We start from the raw sequence: 16,761 nt of genomic DNA on the forward strand, positions 1-16,761 counted from the left end.
GGAAGTGAGAGCCTGCCTGGATTCCGGCTTCCGGCTTCCGGCTAGGGCTTCGCCTGATACGCGGCGGTATCCCACAAGGGCACGGTCGACAGGGAGTGCTTGAAGCTGCCTTCGGTTTCCTTGGTACTGTAGGCCACGTACAGCAGGCTCTGGCTGGCTTCGTCGTAGATACGGCGGATCTTCAGGCTTTTCAGGAAGATGCTTTTCGACTTCTTGAACACGATATCGCCGCTCTTGGACTTGTCCACCGCCGCTATCATTCCGGGGGTGATCTCCCCGGTCTGGCGGCAGCTGATCGACATGTCGGAAGGATCCGCCAGGCTCAGATCCGCCACTACGTTGGAGATATGGCAGGTCACCCCGCTGACCACCGGGTCGGTAAGTACCTCTATCTTGATGTCCTTGGTGGTGAATACCCCGAGGGAGACATCGCCCACTTCATTGTTGTCGCAACCGCTAAGGGCGAGGACGACGAGCCCCGCCATGGTGATCCTGCTCCGCATTCCGGGCCCCTTGTCATCGTACCTGTCTGCTTGTTAGCGGGTGTGATAACACAAAGCCCCGTCCGGTGCCATCTCCGCTCCCTATCTTTTAATAAACATTTCATATGTACCTTATTGTTCGAAGCCTGATCCAGATCAGGGAAAAGGACTATCCTGGGACGGGCGTATTCCAATATATGGTGTTTGTATCTAGCATTGTCACACAACATATAGTGTTTGGTGCGAGTGATGCTCAATGCCTTCGAACCCAGGGTGGTACTGCAGGAAGTGCCCGGCGAGGTTAGCCTGGCCTGGCTGGTGACCGGCTGCCCCCTGGCCTGCCCGGGCTGCCACAGCCGCGACAGCTGGGACCCGCAAGCGGGCAGCCCGCTCACCGGCGAGCGGCTGCAGGGCTGGCTGGAGCGTTATCGGGGCCTGCTGACCTGTGTGTTGTTTTTCGGTGGAGAATGGGACCGGGAGGCGCTGCTGGCGCTGCTGCGCCAGGTACGGCGGCAGGGACTCAAGACCTGCCTCTATACCGGGCGGGAGCGGGTGGGCCGGGCGCTGCTGGCCGAGCTCGACTACCTCAAGACGGGCCCCTGGCGGGCCGAGCTCGGCGGTCTCGACTCCAGAGACACTAACCAACGGCTGATTTGCCTGAGCACGGGTGAATCGCTCAATCACACTTTTTGGAGAAGGTCATGATACGTCTGCACCCGGAGCAGCTGCGCGCCAAGGTAGACAGCTTCAACGCTTACATGAAGGCGTCCAACGCGGCGGATGGCTCCAAGATGGATCCCAATGCCAACGTGACCCAGAAAAACATCGCCACCGCCGAGGCGGAGCTGATGAAGGACTTTTTTGTGCAGGTCAACCGGGGACTGGTGAAGAACAAGATCGCCGAGCTGTTCGGCGCCGATCTCGCCACCGAGTACGAGCGGCAAATCGAGCAGCACGAGATCTACGTGCACGATGAAACCAGCCTCAAGCCCTATTGCGTGTCCATCACCATGTACCCCTTCCTGCTCGACGGCCTGACCCGGCTCGGCGGCGAGAGCCAGGCGCCCCGGCACCTGGAGTCCTTCTGTGGCGCCTTCGTCAACCTGGTGTTCGCCATCAGCGCCCAGTTCGCCGGCGCCGTCGCCACCGTGGAGTTTTTGACCTACTTCGATTATTTCGCCCGCAAGGATTACGGCGACGACTACCTCACCGAGCATGCCCACGCCATCAACAATCACCTGCAGCACGTGGTCTACGCCATCAACCAGCCGGCGGCGGCCAGGGGCTACCAGAGCGTGTTCTGGAATATTTCCCTGTTCGATCGCGACTATTTCAACACCATGTTCGAGTTTTTCGTCTTCCCCGACGGCAGCCGGCCCGAGGCCGAGTCGGTGTTCCGGCTGCAGGCTCATTTCCTCGACTGGTTCAACGAAGAGCGGCGCAAGGCGGTGCTGACCTTCCCGGTGGTGACCGCCGCCATGCTGACCCGGGACGGCGCCCCCGCCGATGAGGCCTTCGCCGAGCTGTGCGCCGGGCAGATGAGCCGGGGCAACAGCTTCTTCATCTACATGTCGGACAGCGCCGACTCCCTGGCCTCCTGCTGCCGGCTGCGCAACGAGGTGAGCGATCATACCTTCTCCTACACCCTGGGGGCGGGCGGGGTGGCCACCGGCTCGATCAACGTCATCACCCTCAACATGAACCGGCTGGAGCAGGACGGCCGCGATTTGCTGACCGAGATCCACAAAATCCAGCGCTATCAGGTGGCCTATCGCCGGCTGATGGAGGACTTCCTGGAAAACGGCATCCTCACCGTCTACGACGCCGGCTTTATCAGCCTGGACAAGCAGTTCCTCACCATCGGCATCAACGGCATGGTGGAGGCGGCAGAGTACCGGGGTATCCAGGTCGGCAACAACCCCGACTACCAGCGCTTTGTCAGCGAGCGGCTCAAGATCATCTACGACGCCAACCGGGTGGCGCGGCAGGAGTACGGCTACCTGTTCAACACCGAGTTTGTGCCGGCGGAAAACCTGGGGGTGAAGAACGCCAAGTGGGACAGGGCCGACGGCTATGTGGTGCCGCGGGACTGCTACAACTCCTACTTCTATGTGGTGGAAGACGAGGAGGGGACCCAGGTGCTCGACAAGTTCGTGCTGCACGGCCGGGATCTGGTGCAATACCTGGACGGCGGATCGGCGCTGCACCTCAACCTGGACGAGCACCTGAGCAGGGCAGGCTACCTGCAGCTCTACCGCATCGCCGCCAGCACCGGCTGCCATTATTTCACCGTCAACGTGCGCAGCACCCTGTGCAACGACTGCGGCCATATCAGCAAGCATACCGACTGGGCGTGCGGGCAGTGCGGCAGCGAGAATATCGATCACGCTACCCGGGTGATCGGCTACCTGAAGCGGGTGTCGGCCTTCAGCGCCGGCCGCCGGGCCGAGCACGGCCGGCGCTTCTACCACCGGTAATCCTCTTGCCTCTTTCCAGCCCGGTGCCGTCTGATGGTTGTACCCGCAGGCAACACCGGCGCGGATGGGGAGGGCAAAGGGAGTTGCTCTGCCGACCTTCTGTTTCAGGGATGAACGGAGAGCGTACATGGGGCGAGCTTGCTCGCCGTGACGAGCCATTTCGGCCTGACCGAACATCCAGTGAATGTTCGCAGCAGGCCGCAACGGCGAGTGCCCTATTTTATGGCGTGTCGGCAGGGTAGTACATTTTGGCCGAGTACAGCAGATCTCAAACAGGCTGTTACAGCCAGCCCTTGCGCTTGAAGAAGTAGTAGGTGCCGCAGGCGGACATCAGCATCATCACCAGCGACATGGGGTAGCCGTAATCGAAGCCCAGCTCCGGCATGATCTCGAAGTTCATGCCGTAGATGCTGGCGATCAGCGTCGGCGGCAGGAATACCACCGCGGCCACCGAGAAAATCTTGATCACCTTGCTCTGCTCCAGGCTGGTAAAGCCCATGGCCGCTTCCAGCTGGAAGTTGATCTTGTCGAACAGGAACTGGGTGTGGGGCAGCAGCGACTCGATGTCGTAGAGCATCTCGTCGATCCACTTGCGCTGCTCGTCACTGGCGTTCTGACGCAGCGAACGCTTGAGGAAGCGCAGCGCGCGGCGGGTATCGTACAGCGCCAGGCGGATATGGCCGTTGCCGTCTTCCTGCAGCATCAGATCCGACATGGTCTTGTGCAGATCGTCCACCTGCAGCACTTCCTTGGCGGTGTCTTCCAGGGTCTTGTAGCCATCCTCGATCAGGTCGGAAATGTACTCTATCTTGAGCTGGAAGATTTCCAGCAGCAGATCCGGGGCGTCTTCCACTTCCAGCCGGTCCTGGCGCATGTAGTGGCGCAGCAGTCGCATCAGCCCCAGATCGTCCTCGCGAAAGCTGATCAGCAGGTTGTTGCGCAGGGTAAAGAGCACGTTGATGCCGTCGATTTCCTTGCCCAGGCGCTGGGGGAACAGGGAGTGGATATGCAGGCCGTCCTTGTCCCGGTAGAAGCGGGCCGAGGCCTCGATGTCGTCCAGCTCGTCGAGCTCGGGCACTTCCTCGACGAACAGCTGTTTCATCCAGTGTTGTTCCTGCTCGTCGGGCTTGAGGATATCCAGCCACAGGGTGTTGGGCGGCAGCTTGTCCTCCAGGTCGAGCGGCTGAATGGCCAGGGATTTTCCGTGCAGTGTATAGGCTGTGATCATGACAGCTCTCCAACCAATAAGCATTAGCCGCACTATATAGGGGCGGGCGGCGGATGTCAGGTCATCCCCGTCCCGAAGGTGGCGATAGCATTAATTTTCCTCCCGCTAAGGGTAGACTCAAATGACTTGACCTTGCGAGAGGCCTATAATGAGGCAGAGCCCTGCCTTGAGGACTGTCCACCGGAGAGCCGCCGTGAAGCGAATCTGTTGTATCTTGATGTTGTTGCTGGCCACGCCCGTGGCCGCCGAGATGGCCCTGAAGGCCCGGCAGACGGTGGATGTCTACGGCTCGAGCGCGCTGGAGCCGAGCCTGGCGGACGTGGATTACCGGTTGTCCTGGCAGCTGTCGGGACAGGAGGCCGAGCAGGGCTGCCTGCCGGCCCAGGTGCTGGTGTCGCTCACCGCCACCGTTACCGAGCCCTTGGAGTGGCCGCAAACGCCGGAATGGCAGAACTATCGCCTGGCCCTCACTGCCTACGAGCGGCTGGTGCGGGAGCGGGCCCTGCTGGCGGCGGAGTGGCTGGAGCGTTCCCTGTTCGAGATAGCTCCCCAGCCGAGCTGCGAGCAACTGCGCCGGGTGGCGGACAACGTCGGTTATCACCAGCTGGACATCGCCCAAACCCTGCTGCGGGATTTTCAGCAGCAGAACGATTACGGTCGTAACCTGGGACTGATTCGCCCGCAATAGTTTCTTCCATTTCCGCTGTAGCTGCGATTTCAAGGGCGGCAGCCTGCCGGCGAGACGGGAGCGGTGCGCTCGGCTCCGTAGCAGTCCGCTTCTGTACAAGGAAAGGCGTTCAGTCTACCGCCTTGCCCTTTTGCAGCTTGCGCAGCCAGTGCCGGTTGGGATTGAGCGCCGCCAGCAGTTCACGTGCCAGCGGGTAGGGCTCGTCCAGCAGCTGGGCGGCCATCAATTCCGCCAGCAACGGCGCCGAGCACATCCCCCTGGAACCCAGCCCCGACAGCACATAGAGACCGGCATGATCCGCCGCCAGCGGCAGGGCCTGGCCGGGCTTCTGGTGCATGCCGCGGTACTGCGCCAACTGGGCGGGCTTGTCCGGGACGGCGCCGGCCAGCGGCAGGTGATCCCGGCAGGCGGCGCGGATGCCTACCCGGCCGGCGCCGGCCTGTGCCGCCAGCCCCTGCAGGGCGGGCAGGGTGCGCAGCAACTTGTCCAGGTTGTCCTGCTCTTCGGCCGGGCGGTAGTCCAGCCCGGTTTGCTGGCGGCCATAGCTGGCGCCGACACAGTGCTGTCCCTGCCAGGCCGGGGTCAGGTAGCCCTCGTAGCAGACCACCGTCCTCAGTGGCGCCAGCTGCGGTGCCGTGGGTTGGTGGTTGACCTGGCCCCGTACTGGATACAGGGCGAGTGTCTCGGCCTGGGGCAGGGAGGTGACTTCATGGCCGTTGGCCAGCACCACATTGTCGGCATGGAAGTCGTCACCGCTGGTATTCAGGTGCCAGCGGTGGCCATCGCGGCTCAGCGCGGTAACCCGGGTATTGAAGTGACAATCGAGCAGGCCGCTCGACTGCGCCTCGGCCAGCAGGGCCCGGGTCAATTCGAAGGGGCAGACCCAGCCGCCCAGGGGGTAGAGCACGCCGGGGAGTTCGGCCTCGATGCCGGTGGTATCCCTGACCGCGTCGGCATCGAGCGCGTGCACCAGCGCCTCGGGAAAGGGGCCTTCGAGCAGTTTGGCGATTTTGGCGCCGCTCTTGTCGTCGTGGGCCAGCTGCACCACTCCGCACCAATGGTGGGGGAAGGGCCGGCGCCCGGCCAGGGCCGGCAGCGCCCGACGGCCGAACAGGAAGGCCTGCAGGAAGAAGCGGCTCAGGCTGTCGTGTTCGCCGTTCAGCAGCGGATAGATGGCGCCCTGGCGATTGCCCGAGGCGCCGGCGGCGGGCTCGGCGGCCTGCTCCAGCAGGGTCACCCTGTGGCCGCGCCGGGTCAGAGCATGAGCCAGGGCGGCCCCGGCCACGCCGGCGCCGACGATGGCGGTATGGGTGCCCCGGCCGGGGCGGCGCCAGTACCAGGGGGTAGGGTAGGGGGCGCGGATGTCGGGACGGCGGTGTCCGGCCAGCATTTCCCGCTTGCGGCCGAAGCCCTTGACCCGGGCCACCTCGAAGCCGGCCTCCTGCAGTCCCCGGCGGACGAAACCGGCGGCGGTAAAGGTGGCCAGGGTGGCGCCGTTCCTGGCCAGCCGGGCCAGTTCCCGGAACAGCTCGGGGGTCCACATCTCGGGATTCTTGCTGGGGGCGAAGCCGTCCAGGTACCAGGCATCCACCGTGCCGAGCAGGCCGGCTTCCATCTGGGGCAGCAGTTCGGCCACGTCCCCCAGCCACAGATCCAGGCAGACGTCCTCCGCCAGCCACAGCCGGTGACAGCCGCCGACGGCCAGCGGATATTCAGCTAACAAATGTTCGCTTAAAGTGCTAAGCTCTGGCCACTGGCTCAGGGCCTGTCGCAGATCGGCGTGGGAGAGCGGATACTTTTCCACGCTGATGAAGTGCAGGCGCCGGGCGTTACCTTGCGGATGTTGCCGACGATAGTCGATGAAGGCCTGCCAGGTGGCCAGAAAGTTGAGGCCGGTGCCAAAGCCGGTTTCGGCCACCACGAACAGGGCGCGGTCATGGTCGACGAAACGTTGCGGCAGGCCGTTCTGGCCGAGAAACACATAGCGGGTTTCGGCCAGGCCGTTGTCGTTGGAAAAGTAGACATCGTCGAACGCGGCGGCGACCGGTGTGCCCTGGTCGTTCCAATCCAGGCGAGCGGTCGTGATGAAGTGGGGTGACACTGAACCTCCGGGGCCGTAAAAGCGGTCATTTTATGTGAAAGCAGACCAGTTTGACCATGTTTTGTGGTTAGAATTGGCGCCAAATCAAGACAGTAGGTAAAGATAGATGAGAAGAGCAGTCATTACCGGTATCGGTGTGGTGTCCAGCATTGGCAACAACAAGGAAGAGGTTCTGGCTTCCCTCAAGACGGGCCGCTCCGGTATCAGCTTCTCCCAGCAGTTTGCGGACTATAACCTGCGCAGCCAGGTGTGGGGGAACATCAAGCTGAACCCGGCCGAGCATATCGATCGCAAGGTCATGCGCTTTATGGGCGATGCCGCCGCCTTTGCCTATCTTTCCATGGAGCAGGCCATTGCCGACGCCGGGCTCGACGAGTCCATGGTATCCAACGAGCGTACCGGTCTGGTGGTCGGCTCCGGCGGTGCCTCTTCCAAGAACCAGATCGAGGCCTGCGATACCCTGCGGGAAAAAGGCGTGCGGCGGGTCGGTCCCTACATGGTGCCGCGCACCATGTCCTCCACCACCTCCGCCTGCCTGGCCACCCCGTTCAAGATCAAGGGTATCAACTATTCCATCAGCTCCGCCTGCGCCACCTCGGCTCACTGCATCGGCCATGCCCTGGAGCAGATCCAGATGGGCAAGCAGGACATCGTGTTCGCCGGTGGCGGCGAAGAGGTGGACTGGACCCTGGCGCTGCAGTTCGACGCCATGGGCGCCCTGTCCAGCAAGTACAACGACACCCCGGAGCTGGCCTCCCGCACCTACGACGCCGGTCGTGACGGTTTCGTTATCTCCGGTGGCGGTGGCATAGTGGTGGTGGAAGAGCTGGAGCACGCCTTGAAGCGCGGTGCCAAGATCTACGCCGAGATCACCGGCTACGGCGCCACCTCCGACGGCTACGACATGGTGGCCCCGTCCGGTGAAGGCGCGGTGCGCTGCATGAAGCAGGCCATGGCCACGGCCCCGAACCCGGTGCAGTACGTCAACACCCATGGCACCTCCACCCCGGTGGGCGACGTCAAGGAGCTGGAGGCCATCCACGGCCTGTTCGGCACCGAGGCTCCCTACATCTCCGCCACCAAGGCGATGACCGGCCACGCCCTGGGCGCCGCCGGCGTGCACGAAGCGGTGTACTCGCTGCTGATGCTGGAGCACGGCTTCATCGCTCCCAGCATCAATATCTCCGAGCTGGACGAGAAGGCCAAGGGCCTGCCCATCGTCACCGAATATAAGGAAGCCGAGCTGGACACCGTGATGTCCAACAGCTTCGGCTTCGGCGGCACCAACGCCAGCCTGGTGTTCAGCAAGTACAAGGGCTGATTTGAACCCCAAGGGCTGAAATGGAAAAAGGGCGCTTCGGCGCCCTTTTTGTTTTCCCTTTGGCACTTTGTTCAATAGTGGTCACCTCCGCGAAGGCGGAGGTCCATGAGATATTGCACTGGACTCCCGCCTTCGCGGGAGTGACAACAGAATCTGAAGGTTGGTCAGCGGTCTGCAACAGCGACGGCGTTCTTTCCAGCTATCTTCACGCTTACAGCTTCCGCCGGTCCCAGCGGATAAAGCCCCAGGCGCCGAGGGCGCCGAACAGAAAGCCGAGCAGGCTGCTGGCCAGGATATCCGCGGGCCAGTGCAGGCCCAGCAGCAGGCGGGAGTAGCAGACCGCCACCGCCCAGCCGGCCAGGAGGCCGACCAACCAGGGCGAGGCACGGCGGTAGGCCAGCAGCAGGCAGAAGAAGGCCGCGATGGTCATGGCCGCGATGGAATGGCCCGAGGGGAAGGAGTAAGTCACCTCTTCCTGCCAGTGCAGTTTGAGCCAGCCGGGGATCTGCTGCTCCGGCACCCGGCTCAGGCCCTCGGCCAGCCATTGCTCGCGCACCGACTCCCTCTGGGCATAGAAGCTGCCGCTGTCGATCTTGCCCTGCTCCTCCAGCCAGAGCACATAGGGCCTGGGCTCCTTGAAATACTGTTTGGCCAGGGTCTTGGTCACGAAGGCGCCCCCCAGGGCCGTCATCAGGCAGAGAAAAAACACCAGAAACTGGCCGGGGCGGAGGCGCCAGCGATGCAGGGTGAGGGCGCTCAGCAGCACCAGGGTGATGATGATGCCGGCCGAGCCGACCGACAGGGTCAGGCCGTAGGCGACCAGGGCGGGGGGATCGTCCAGCTCCAGCAGGGGGAACCAGTGCCAATGCCAGTGGTAGCCCAGGCTGGCGACGGCGACGGGCAGGACCAGTATGGCCAGCACGCCAAAGAGTAGCTTCAGAGTCATGGATGGAGGTCGAATCACGGCAAAGCGGCGAGTCTAGCAAAAGCACGAGCGGATTACAGCTGAAGCCCCGGGCGACTCGGGGTACAATGCCTGGGCCGTTCAAGGAGGTAACCGATGAAATTGCTGGCCGATGAAAATATGCCCTTCGTGCAGGAGTTGTTTGGCGACTGGGCCGAGGTGGTGACCTGCCCCGGCCGGGCTATCCGGCCCGAGCAGCTGCGGGATGTGGATGTACTGCTGGTACGCTCCATCACCCGGGTGGACGAGGCCCTGCTGGCCCAGGCCGAGCGGCTGGCCTTCGTGGGCACCGCCACCATCGGCTGCGACCACGTGGACACCGCCCTGCTGGCCCGCCGCGGCATCGGTTTTGCCAGTGCGCCGGGCTGCAACAAGGTGGCGGTGGGCGACTATGTGCTGGCGGCCCTGCTGCGGGTGGCGAACCATAAGGGCTGGCAACTCGCCGGCAAGACCCTGGCCGTGATCGGTGCCGGCAATACCGGGTCCGAGGTGGCCGGACGGGCCCGGGCACTGGGTATGCGGGTGCAGCTGTGCGACCCCTTCCTGGCCGAACGGGATCCGACGGCTTTTGTCGAATTTGAGCAGGCCTTACGCGCCGATGTCGTCAGTTTTCACGTGCCGCTGACCCGGACCGGCCCCCATGCCACCTGGCACCTGCTCGATGAGGCCGTGATCGGGGGGCTGCACGCGGAGCAGGTGCTGATCAACGCCTGCCGGGGGGACGTGTGGGATAACCGGGTGCTGTTGCAGCGGCAACTGGGGTCGGCGCCCCTGACCCTGGTGATGGATGTGTGGGAGCACGAGCCCGAGGTGCTGGCCTCCCTGGTGCCCCATGTCCTGCTTGCCACACCGCATATCGCCGGTTACAGCCTGGAGGGCAAGGTCAGGGGTACCTTCGCCCTTTACCAGGCCCTGTGTGCCCAGCAGGGGAGGGTGATGGACATCGCTCCTGAACGGTTGCTGCCGGCTGCCCCGGTGCAAACCGTGACCCTGGCCGGAGCACCGGATCAGGTGCTGCTCGAACGCCTGGTGCGGCTGGTTTACGACATCGAGCAGGATGACGTGGCCTTTCGTGGGGCCCTGGGCCAGCCCGGTTTCTTCGACCGGCTGCGCAAGGACTATCCCCAGCGGCGTGAACTGGGTTCGTTGCAATTGCTGGGGGCGGACGTGGCCGCCGACGAATTGGGGTTTAAAGCCTGAAGCGCGGCTGCCGATAGAGCATTGAGTGAGATGACGGATAGATAAGTTCCTATTGGCACTGTTTTTTTCTACACTTGTGCCATGGCTAGCCAAGACGGCCGGGTTACCCGGTGAAGAGTCAGGAAAAGGATATAACATACGCAATGATACGACTCAGACCACAGCTTAGTTTCGGTCTGGCCTTGTGGCTGGCCTGCTCCGTACCTTCGTTCGCCCAGGGTGAGTTCTATATCGAGCTGAGAGGCCCCGAATCATCCGCCCCGGAGCAGCGGGCGTCACCGGCATCGCCGGCCCCTGCTGCACAAGTGCCGCCGGCGCCGACTACCGCCACCGCCCCGGGACGCTACGGCCCCATCCGCAGCACCGACACCCTCTGGGCCATCGCCGCCCGCCATACCCGGGCACCGGTCACCGTACAGCAGACCATGGTGGCGCTCTATCACCTCAACCCCAACGCCTTCGTGCGGGGCAATGTCAATTATCTGCAACGGGGGGCCACCCTGCGGCTGCCGACCGAGTCCCAGGCCCAGCAACGTTCGCCCCGCGAAGCGGAGGCCGAATTCCGGCGCCTGAGCCGGCAGGGCAATCGTAGCGTCACCCGGGCGGCCACGGCGCCCAGACCCGAGGTCACCCGCCAGCCGGCGGCAGCTTCCAGGCCCGCACCGGCGGCAGTGCCCAAGCCAGCCGAGCCGGCCCGGCCGGCCACCGTGTTGAGCGAGCCGAAGCCGGCGCCCGCGCCGGCTCCTGTCGTCGCCTCTCCTCCCGCGGCGACCGTTTCCCTAACCCCGAGTGAGCCCCTCGTCGCCGCGCCTGTCGTGGCGGCGAGTGCGGAACCCTCGACGCCGGAACAGGCCGAGCAAGTGGCACTGGCTCAGCTGCAAACCCGTCTCATGGATGAACTGCGTGAGCAAGTGGCGATGTCCAACGAGCAACTGGCTGCCTTGGCCGACAATAACCAGGCGCTGCGTCAGCGCCTGAGCCAGCTGACGGCCGAAGTCAACGAATTGAAACTGGTGCGGGACGGTGGCCGGGATCTGCCTGGCGGGACAGGAAGCTGGTTCGACGAATTGCTGCGCAACCCCTTGAACCTGGCCCTGGTGCTGACCCTGCCGGCGCTGTTGCTGCTGGCGCTGTTTACCCTGTGGTGGCGTAACAGGATAAGGCGGGAGTTGGCCGAGCAGGAGCGGGAGCTGGCCGAGACCACCTCGGCCGTGATGGATGAGGAGCATAACGACTTCGACCAGTTGTTTGCCACCGAGCCCGAGCCCGCGGGATCTCCGCAGGCTTCCTCCTTTGCCGAGCCCGAGGCGAAAACGACCGAGCGGGATATCGACGAGGACGCTTTCGCGCGTTTCCTGGAAGAACAACAGCTGCAGGAAGAGCAGGAAGCCCAGCTGCAGCTGCAGGAAGAACGGGAAGAGCAGGAAACCCAGTTGCAACAGGGGACCGAAGCGCAGGCCGACGAGCCCGAAGCGGTGCCGGAAGATCTTTCGCAGATGCTGTTCGATGATGAAACGGCGATGGGAGGGGACAGGAAAAACCGGGTTTCCAACGATGACATCGATGAGATGCTCTTCGATTCGGTTGCTGCAGAGACGGTCGAGGCACCGGAAGAGGCCGAGTCCCCGCAGCGGGAGAAGGCCGCCGAATCCTATGTGTCGGTGGACAAGCTGATGGAAGAGGCGGAGCTCAGCGAGGGACCGGAGCGGGACTACGAGCGTAAGCTGGATCTGGAATTGGATGAATATGCCGATGTGCTGGGACGCGGCCAGCAGGTCGATATCGATCTGGACGAGGGGGGCATGGGCGCCAAACTGGATCTGGCGCGGGCCTATATCGAGATAGAAGATATCGACAGCGCCCGCGAACTGCTCAACGAGGCCCTCGAGCAGGGCAATGCCGAGCAACAGGCCGATGCCCGCAAGCTGCTGCAGCGGCTGGCCAAACGATAATGCTGCCTCCTCCGGCTCTCTCCGGAGCCGGTTCTTCAATTTGCCGCGCCAACGGGTATAATTGCCGTCCTTTTTGACCTTGGAACTGATTATGCGCATTGCCCTTGGCATAGAGTATGACGGCAGCCGCTATTACGGCTGGCAGCGGCAACGGGAAGTCCCCAGCATCCAGGAAGAGGTGGAAAAAGCCCTTTCAAAAATCGCCGATCATCCGGTGGAGGTGCAGTGTGCCGGACGCACCGATGCCGGCGTGCACGGCACCAATCAGGTGGTGCACTTCGACACCCAGGCCGAGCGCCCGGCCGGGGCCTGGACCCTGGGCATGAACGCCAACCTGCCGCCGGACATAGCGGTGCGCTGGGTCAAGCCGGTAGGGGAGGACTTCCACGCCCGCTTCAGCGCCACCGCCCGGCGCTACCGTTACATCATCTTCAACCACAATATGAGGCCCGCCATCCACGGCCGCGGCGTCAGCCACTATGCCGGCTCCATCGACGCCGACAAGATGCACGAGGCGGGCCAGTGCCTGCTGGGTGAGCGGGATTTCAGCGCCTTCCGGGCGGTGCAGTGCCAGTCGAACAGCCCCTACCGCAACGTGATGCACCTGAACGTCCGGCGCCATGGCCACTATGTGGTGCTGGACATCAAGGCCAACGCTTTTCTGCATCATATGGTGCGCAATATCACCGGCACCTTGCTGCAGGTGGGCATGGGCCAGGCCGAGGCTGCCTGGGTCAAAGAGGTGCTGGAGGGGCGGGATCGCAACCTGGCCGGGGTCACCGCCAAGGCGGGCGGCCTCTATCTGGTGGAGGTGGATTATCCGGAGGAATTCGGCCTGCCCCGGGCGGCCCCGGGACCACTCTGGCTGCCCGACACCCTGGTCGGATCGCGGTAAGACCAGTGTCGGCGGCTCCAGTTTTTTATCAACCTGCATGCAGTTATATGGTTTAATGCCAGCCGGAAAATGGCCCCTGTCCTCCGTCGGGGATCCCATGGCCATCGAGGTTGTCAGGCCGGCCCGTCGCCGCGCCCCGGGCGCCATGCCGTTGACAGCGGTGCCCAACCTGATCAAACTGCGTGATAACTATGCAATACGCTAAGGATTTCCATGAGTTGGCTTGAGAAAATTCTCCCCAAGAACAAGAACATCGGTGTGCGTCGGCACAACATCCCGGAAGGGGTCTGGACCAAGTGCACCAATTGCGAGCAGGTGCTGTACCGTGCCGAGCTGGATCGCAACCTGGAAGTCTGCCCCAAGTGCGATCACCATATGCGCATCGGCGCACGGGCGCGCCTGGACAAGTTCCTGGATCAGGACGGCCGTGAGGAGCTGGGCGCCGAGCTTGAGCCCCAGGACGTGCTCAAGTTCAAGGACTCCAAGAAATACAAGGACAGGATCAGCGCGGCCCAGAAGGCCAGCAACGAGAAGGACGCCATGGTGGTGCTCAAGGGCACCCTGAAAGGATTGCCGGTGGTGGCCTGTGCCTTCGAATTTTCCTTTATGGGTGGCTCCATGGCCTCGGTGGTGGGCGCGCGCTTCGTCAAGGCGGTGGAAACCTGCCTGGCGGAAAATCGTGCCCTGGTCTGTTTCTCCGCCTCCGGCGGTGCCCGCATGCAGGAAGCCTTGTTCTCCCTGATGCAGATGGCCAAGACCAGCGCCGCCCTCAACCGCCTGTCCCAGGCCGGTCTGCCTTTCATTTCGGTGCTGACCGACCCGACCATGGGCGGGGTGTCTGCCAGCCTGGCGATGCTGGGCGACGTCAACGTGGGTGAGCCCAAGGCCCTGATCGGTTTCGCCGGGCCCCGGGTCATCGAGCAGACGGTACGCGAGAAGCTGCCCGAAGGCTTTCAGCGCAGCGAGTTCCTGCTGGAGCACGGCGCCATCGACATGATCATCGATCGCCGCGAGATGCGTGCTCGCCTGGCGGGCCTGATCGGCAAGCTGATGAACCAGGAGCCGGCCGAGTTCTGATGAGCCGCACCACCGACGTCATCTCAAGCCGGTCCATCGAGGACTGGCTTGCCTTTCTGGAAGGCCTTAACATCGCCCATATCGAGCTGGGGCTCGAGCGGATGGCGCTGGTGGCCGGACGGCTCGGCCTGCTCCAGCTGCCGAGTCATGTGATCACCGTGGCTGGCACCAACGGCAAGGGCACCACCTGTGCCCTGCTCGAGGCCATGCTCAGTGCCGCCGGGCACAGCGTGGGGGTCTATTCCTCGCCCCATCTGCTCGACTACCGGGAGCGGGTGCGTATCAACGGCGAAAGCCCGGCCGCGGCGGACTTCTGTGCCGCTTTCTCCGCGGTCGAGGCGGCTCGCGGCGATACCGCGCTTACCTATTTCGAGTTCTCTACCCTGGCCGCGCTCTGGCTGTTTCGGGAAGCGGCGCCGGAGGTGGTGCTGCTGGAGGTTGGGTTGGGCGGGCGGCTCGATGCCACCAATGTGGTGGCCTCGGATCAGACCGTCATCACCACCATCGCCCTCGATCATACCGACTGGTTGGGGCCGGATCGGGAAGCCATCGGTTTCGAGAAGGCCGGCATCTTCCGTGCAGACAAACCGGCGGTGTGCGGTGATCCGGCTCCGCCCGCCAGCCTGCTGGCCCATGCCGAGCGGCTCGGCACACCGCTTTCCTGCGTCGGACGGGACTACCACTGGACACGGCAGGACGGGCACTGGTCCTTCGAGGGGCTGGGCTGGCGGCTCGAGGGGTTGCCGTTGCCGTCACTGCCGCCGATGAACGCGGCCACCGCCCTGGCCGTGCTGGCGCTGTCGCCCTTCCGGATCGGAGAAGAGGCGGTGCACACCGGCCTGCGCCAGGCCCGCCTGAGCGGACGTATGCAGCAGCTGGAGCCCCGGCTGTGGGTGGACGTGGCCCACAACCCCGAGTCGGCGGCCTACCTCGCCAGCCGGCTGGCGGCGCTGCCGGTGTCCGGCCGGCGGCTGGCGGTGGTGGGCATGCTCAAGGACAAGGACATCGCCGCCAGCCTGGCGCCGCTGGCGCCGTTGGTGGATGCCTGGTACCTGGCCAGTCTGGGTGGCCCGCGCGGCGCCGGCGCCGGCGAGCTGGCCCGGCTGCAGCCGGGCGGACTATGTTTCGACTCGGTCGGGGCGGCGCTGCAGGCCGCGCAGGCGGACTGCGGTGAACAGGATATCGTCATCGCCTTCGGCTCCTTCTACACGGTGGCCGAGGTGTTGGCGAGCAAGGCTCAACTACCGGCAAGCGAATAAGAGGCTTCTTTGGCAACACAATTTCAGCATCGATTGGTCGGCACCGTGATCCTGGTGGCCCTGGGCGTGATCTTTCTGCCCGATTTGCTGGACGGCAAGCAGCAGGCGGCCCCCGATGAAGCGGTGAGCATTCCCTTGCGGCCCGAACTCGAGCCTCTCCGCCCGGCGGTCACGGCACCACCGGCCGAGGAGCTGGCGGTCCAGCCGCCGGCGCCGGAACCCAGGCCCGAGGTCTGGACCCTGGAAGAAATGAAGGAAGCCCCGCCGGTGGCGCCCAAGGCCGAGCCTCGGGTAGCGGCCCAGCCGGCGCCCCAGCCGGTTGCACCGGCCCCGCAACCGGCGGTCCAGCCCGCTGCCCCGGCACCTGCTCCGCAACCCGCGCCCCAGGTGGCTGCCCAGCCGGCACCCAAACCGGCGCCGGTGATCAAGCCGGCGCCCATCATCCAGCCGGCACCCATTATTCAGCCGGCGCCGCAGTCCGCGGCCCGGCAGGTACCGCCCCACGGCGGCAACTACATCGTCCAGCTGGGGGCATTCCGCAACGCGGACAATGTCAACGCCCTGGTCGCCAAGTTGCGCGCCGCCGGCTATCGGGCCCAGACCACCCCGGCGGTGCCGCGCCAGGGCGAGCTGAACCGGGTCTGGGTCGGTCCCGACAGCAAGCCGAGGCTGGAGCAACAGCTGGGCGCGCTGGAACGGCTGACCGGGCTCAAGGGCACAGTGTTGCCACAATAACAGCGGCAGTGCGCAGCCGGGACGCCTGGATAGGGGCCCCGGCATCGCCTTCAGATACACTTTACCGGTTTCGGCAGGCCGGCCAGCTTGGTGGCCTGCTTGGCCGGTCCCTTGGGAAACAGCCGGTACAGGTAGCGGCTGTTGCCCTTTTCCTCGCCCAGCTCCTTGGCCATGGCCTTGACCAGGGCCCGGATGGCCGGGGAGGTATTGTATTTGAGGTAGAAGGCGCGCACGAACTGGATCACCTCCCAGTGTTCGGGGGTGAGCGCTATGCCTTCCTGCTCCGCCAGCCGCTCGACCATGGCCGGCTGCCAGTCCTGATGATGCTTCAGATAACCCTGAGCGTCGGTTTCTATCAGCCGCCCTTCGAATTCAAACATAA

At 64.2% G+C, this 16,761-nt stretch carries 15 protein-coding genes; 10 read left to right on the forward strand and 5 right to left on the reverse strand.

From position 1 onward, the window contains the following. Positions 1 to 41: 41 nt before the first annotated feature. Positions 42 to 503 (reverse strand): CreA family protein, encoded by a 462-nt coding sequence (locus ACT7DK_RS08195; RefSeq protein WP_445398093.1) that lies wholly within the window; start codon positions 501 to 503, stop codon positions 42 to 44. Positions 504 to 731: 228 nt separating this feature from the next. Between ACT7DK_RS08195 and nrdG the strand changes: the two genes are divergently transcribed. Together nrdG and nrdD are read left to right on the forward strand one after the other, a co-directional pair. Further along, positions 732 to 1,187 (forward strand): anaerobic ribonucleoside-triphosphate reductase activating protein, encoded by a 456-nt coding sequence (gene nrdG, locus ACT7DK_RS08200; protein ID WP_445398095.1) that lies wholly within the window; start codon positions 732 to 734, stop codon positions 1,185 to 1,187. After that, complete coding sequence (nrdD, locus tag ACT7DK_RS08205; protein ID WP_445398097.1) at positions 1,184 to 2,959, forward strand: anaerobic ribonucleoside-triphosphate reductase; 1,776 nt, start codon at positions 1,184 to 1,186, stop codon at positions 2,957 to 2,959. Before nrdG ends, nrdD begins: the two co-directional genes overlap by 4 nt. 280 nt (positions 2,960 to 3,239) lie before the next feature. Here the strand turns inward: nrdD and corA are convergent, their stop codons facing one another. Beyond that, a complete protein-coding gene (corA, locus tag ACT7DK_RS08210) occupies positions 3,240 to 4,187 on the reverse strand; it encodes a magnesium/cobalt transporter CorA (protein ID WP_445398099.1) in 948 nt (315 codons plus the stop codon). A 193-nt stretch (positions 4,188 to 4,380) separates the two neighbouring features. On the opposite strand from corA, the gene ACT7DK_RS08215 reads away from it, so the two are divergent. Beyond that, positions 4,381 to 4,875 carry a DUF922 domain-containing protein gene (locus ACT7DK_RS08215; protein ID WP_445398101.1) on the forward strand — a complete coding sequence of 165 codons (495 nt, stop codon included), beginning with the start codon at positions 4,381 to 4,383 and terminating at the stop codon, positions 4,873 to 4,875. Between the two features lie 109 nt (positions 4,876 to 4,984). Here the strand turns inward: ACT7DK_RS08215 and mnmC are convergent, their stop codons facing one another. Beyond that, entirely contained in the window at positions 4,985 to 6,976 is a 1,992-nt protein-coding gene (gene mnmC / locus ACT7DK_RS08220) for a bifunctional tRNA (5-methylaminomethyl-2-thiouridine)(34)-methyltransferase MnmD/FAD-dependent 5-carboxymethylaminomethyl-2-thiouridine(34) oxidoreductase MnmC (protein WP_445398103.1), read from the reverse strand. 106 nt (positions 6,977 to 7,082) lie between these two features. Here mnmC and fabB point away from each other — a divergent pair, with 106 nt between their 5' ends. After that, positions 7,083 to 8,297 carry a beta-ketoacyl-ACP synthase I gene (gene fabB, locus ACT7DK_RS08225; protein ID WP_445398105.1) on the forward strand — a complete coding sequence of 405 codons (1,215 nt, stop codon included), beginning with the start codon at positions 7,083 to 7,085 and terminating at the stop codon, positions 8,295 to 8,297. A 211-nt stretch (positions 8,298 to 8,508) separates the two neighbouring features. Here fabB and ACT7DK_RS08230 read toward each other — a convergent pair whose 3' ends face one another. Next, positions 8,509 to 9,243 carry a phosphatase PAP2 family protein gene (locus ACT7DK_RS08230; RefSeq protein WP_445398107.1) on the reverse strand — a complete coding sequence of 245 codons (735 nt, stop codon included), beginning with the start codon at positions 9,241 to 9,243 and terminating at the stop codon, positions 8,509 to 8,511. Positions 9,244 to 9,357: 114 nt separating this feature from the next. Between ACT7DK_RS08230 and ACT7DK_RS08235 the strand changes: the two genes are divergently transcribed. The 6 genes from ACT7DK_RS08235 to dedD all read left to right on the forward strand — a co-directional run bounded on the left by ACT7DK_RS08235 (position 9,358) and on the right by dedD (position 16,379). Next, on the forward strand, positions 9,358 to 10,461 hold the full coding sequence (locus ACT7DK_RS08235) for a 4-phosphoerythronate dehydrogenase (RefSeq protein WP_445398109.1): 1,104 nt from the start codon (positions 9,358 to 9,360) through the stop codon (positions 10,459 to 10,461). A gap of 143 nt (positions 10,462 to 10,604) precedes the next feature. Further along, positions 10,605 to 12,413 carry a FimV/HubP family polar landmark protein gene (locus tag ACT7DK_RS08240; RefSeq protein ID WP_445398111.1) on the forward strand — a complete coding sequence of 603 codons (1,809 nt, stop codon included), beginning with the start codon at positions 10,605 to 10,607 and terminating at the stop codon, positions 12,411 to 12,413. Positions 12,414 to 12,504: 91 nt separating this feature from the next. Further along, positions 12,505 to 13,308, forward strand: coding sequence for a tRNA pseudouridine(38-40) synthase TruA (truA, locus tag ACT7DK_RS08245; RefSeq protein ID WP_445398113.1), 804 nt, complete (start codon positions 12,505 to 12,507; stop codon positions 13,306 to 13,308). Positions 13,309 to 13,521: 213 nt separating this feature from the next. Further along, positions 13,522 to 14,385 (forward strand): acetyl-CoA carboxylase, carboxyltransferase subunit beta, encoded by an 864-nt coding sequence (gene accD, locus ACT7DK_RS08250; protein WP_445398115.1) that lies wholly within the window; start codon positions 13,522 to 13,524, stop codon positions 14,383 to 14,385. Next, positions 14,385 to 15,644: a bifunctional tetrahydrofolate synthase/dihydrofolate synthase gene (gene folC, locus ACT7DK_RS08255; RefSeq protein ID WP_445398117.1), complete on the forward strand. Its 1,260-nt coding sequence runs from the start codon at positions 14,385 to 14,387 to the stop codon at positions 15,642 to 15,644. The genes accD and folC overlap by 1 nt, the downstream gene beginning before the upstream one ends. A gap of 9 nt (positions 15,645 to 15,653) precedes the next feature. Then, complete coding sequence (dedD, locus tag ACT7DK_RS08260; protein ID WP_445398119.1) at positions 15,654 to 16,379, forward strand: cell division protein DedD; 726 nt, start codon at positions 15,654 to 15,656, stop codon at positions 16,377 to 16,379. 50 nt (positions 16,380 to 16,429) lie between these two features. Here dedD and ACT7DK_RS08265 read toward each other — a convergent pair whose 3' ends face one another. Beyond that, the gene (locus tag ACT7DK_RS08265) at positions 16,430 to 16,759 is read right to left on the reverse strand and encodes a TusE/DsrC/DsvC family sulfur relay protein (protein WP_445398121.1); all 330 of its coding nucleotides are present in this window, start codon (positions 16,757 to 16,759) and stop codon (positions 16,430 to 16,432) included. Positions 16,760 to 16,761 lie beyond the last annotated feature (2 nt).

This window comes from Zobellella sp. An-6 (assembly GCF_052487945.1).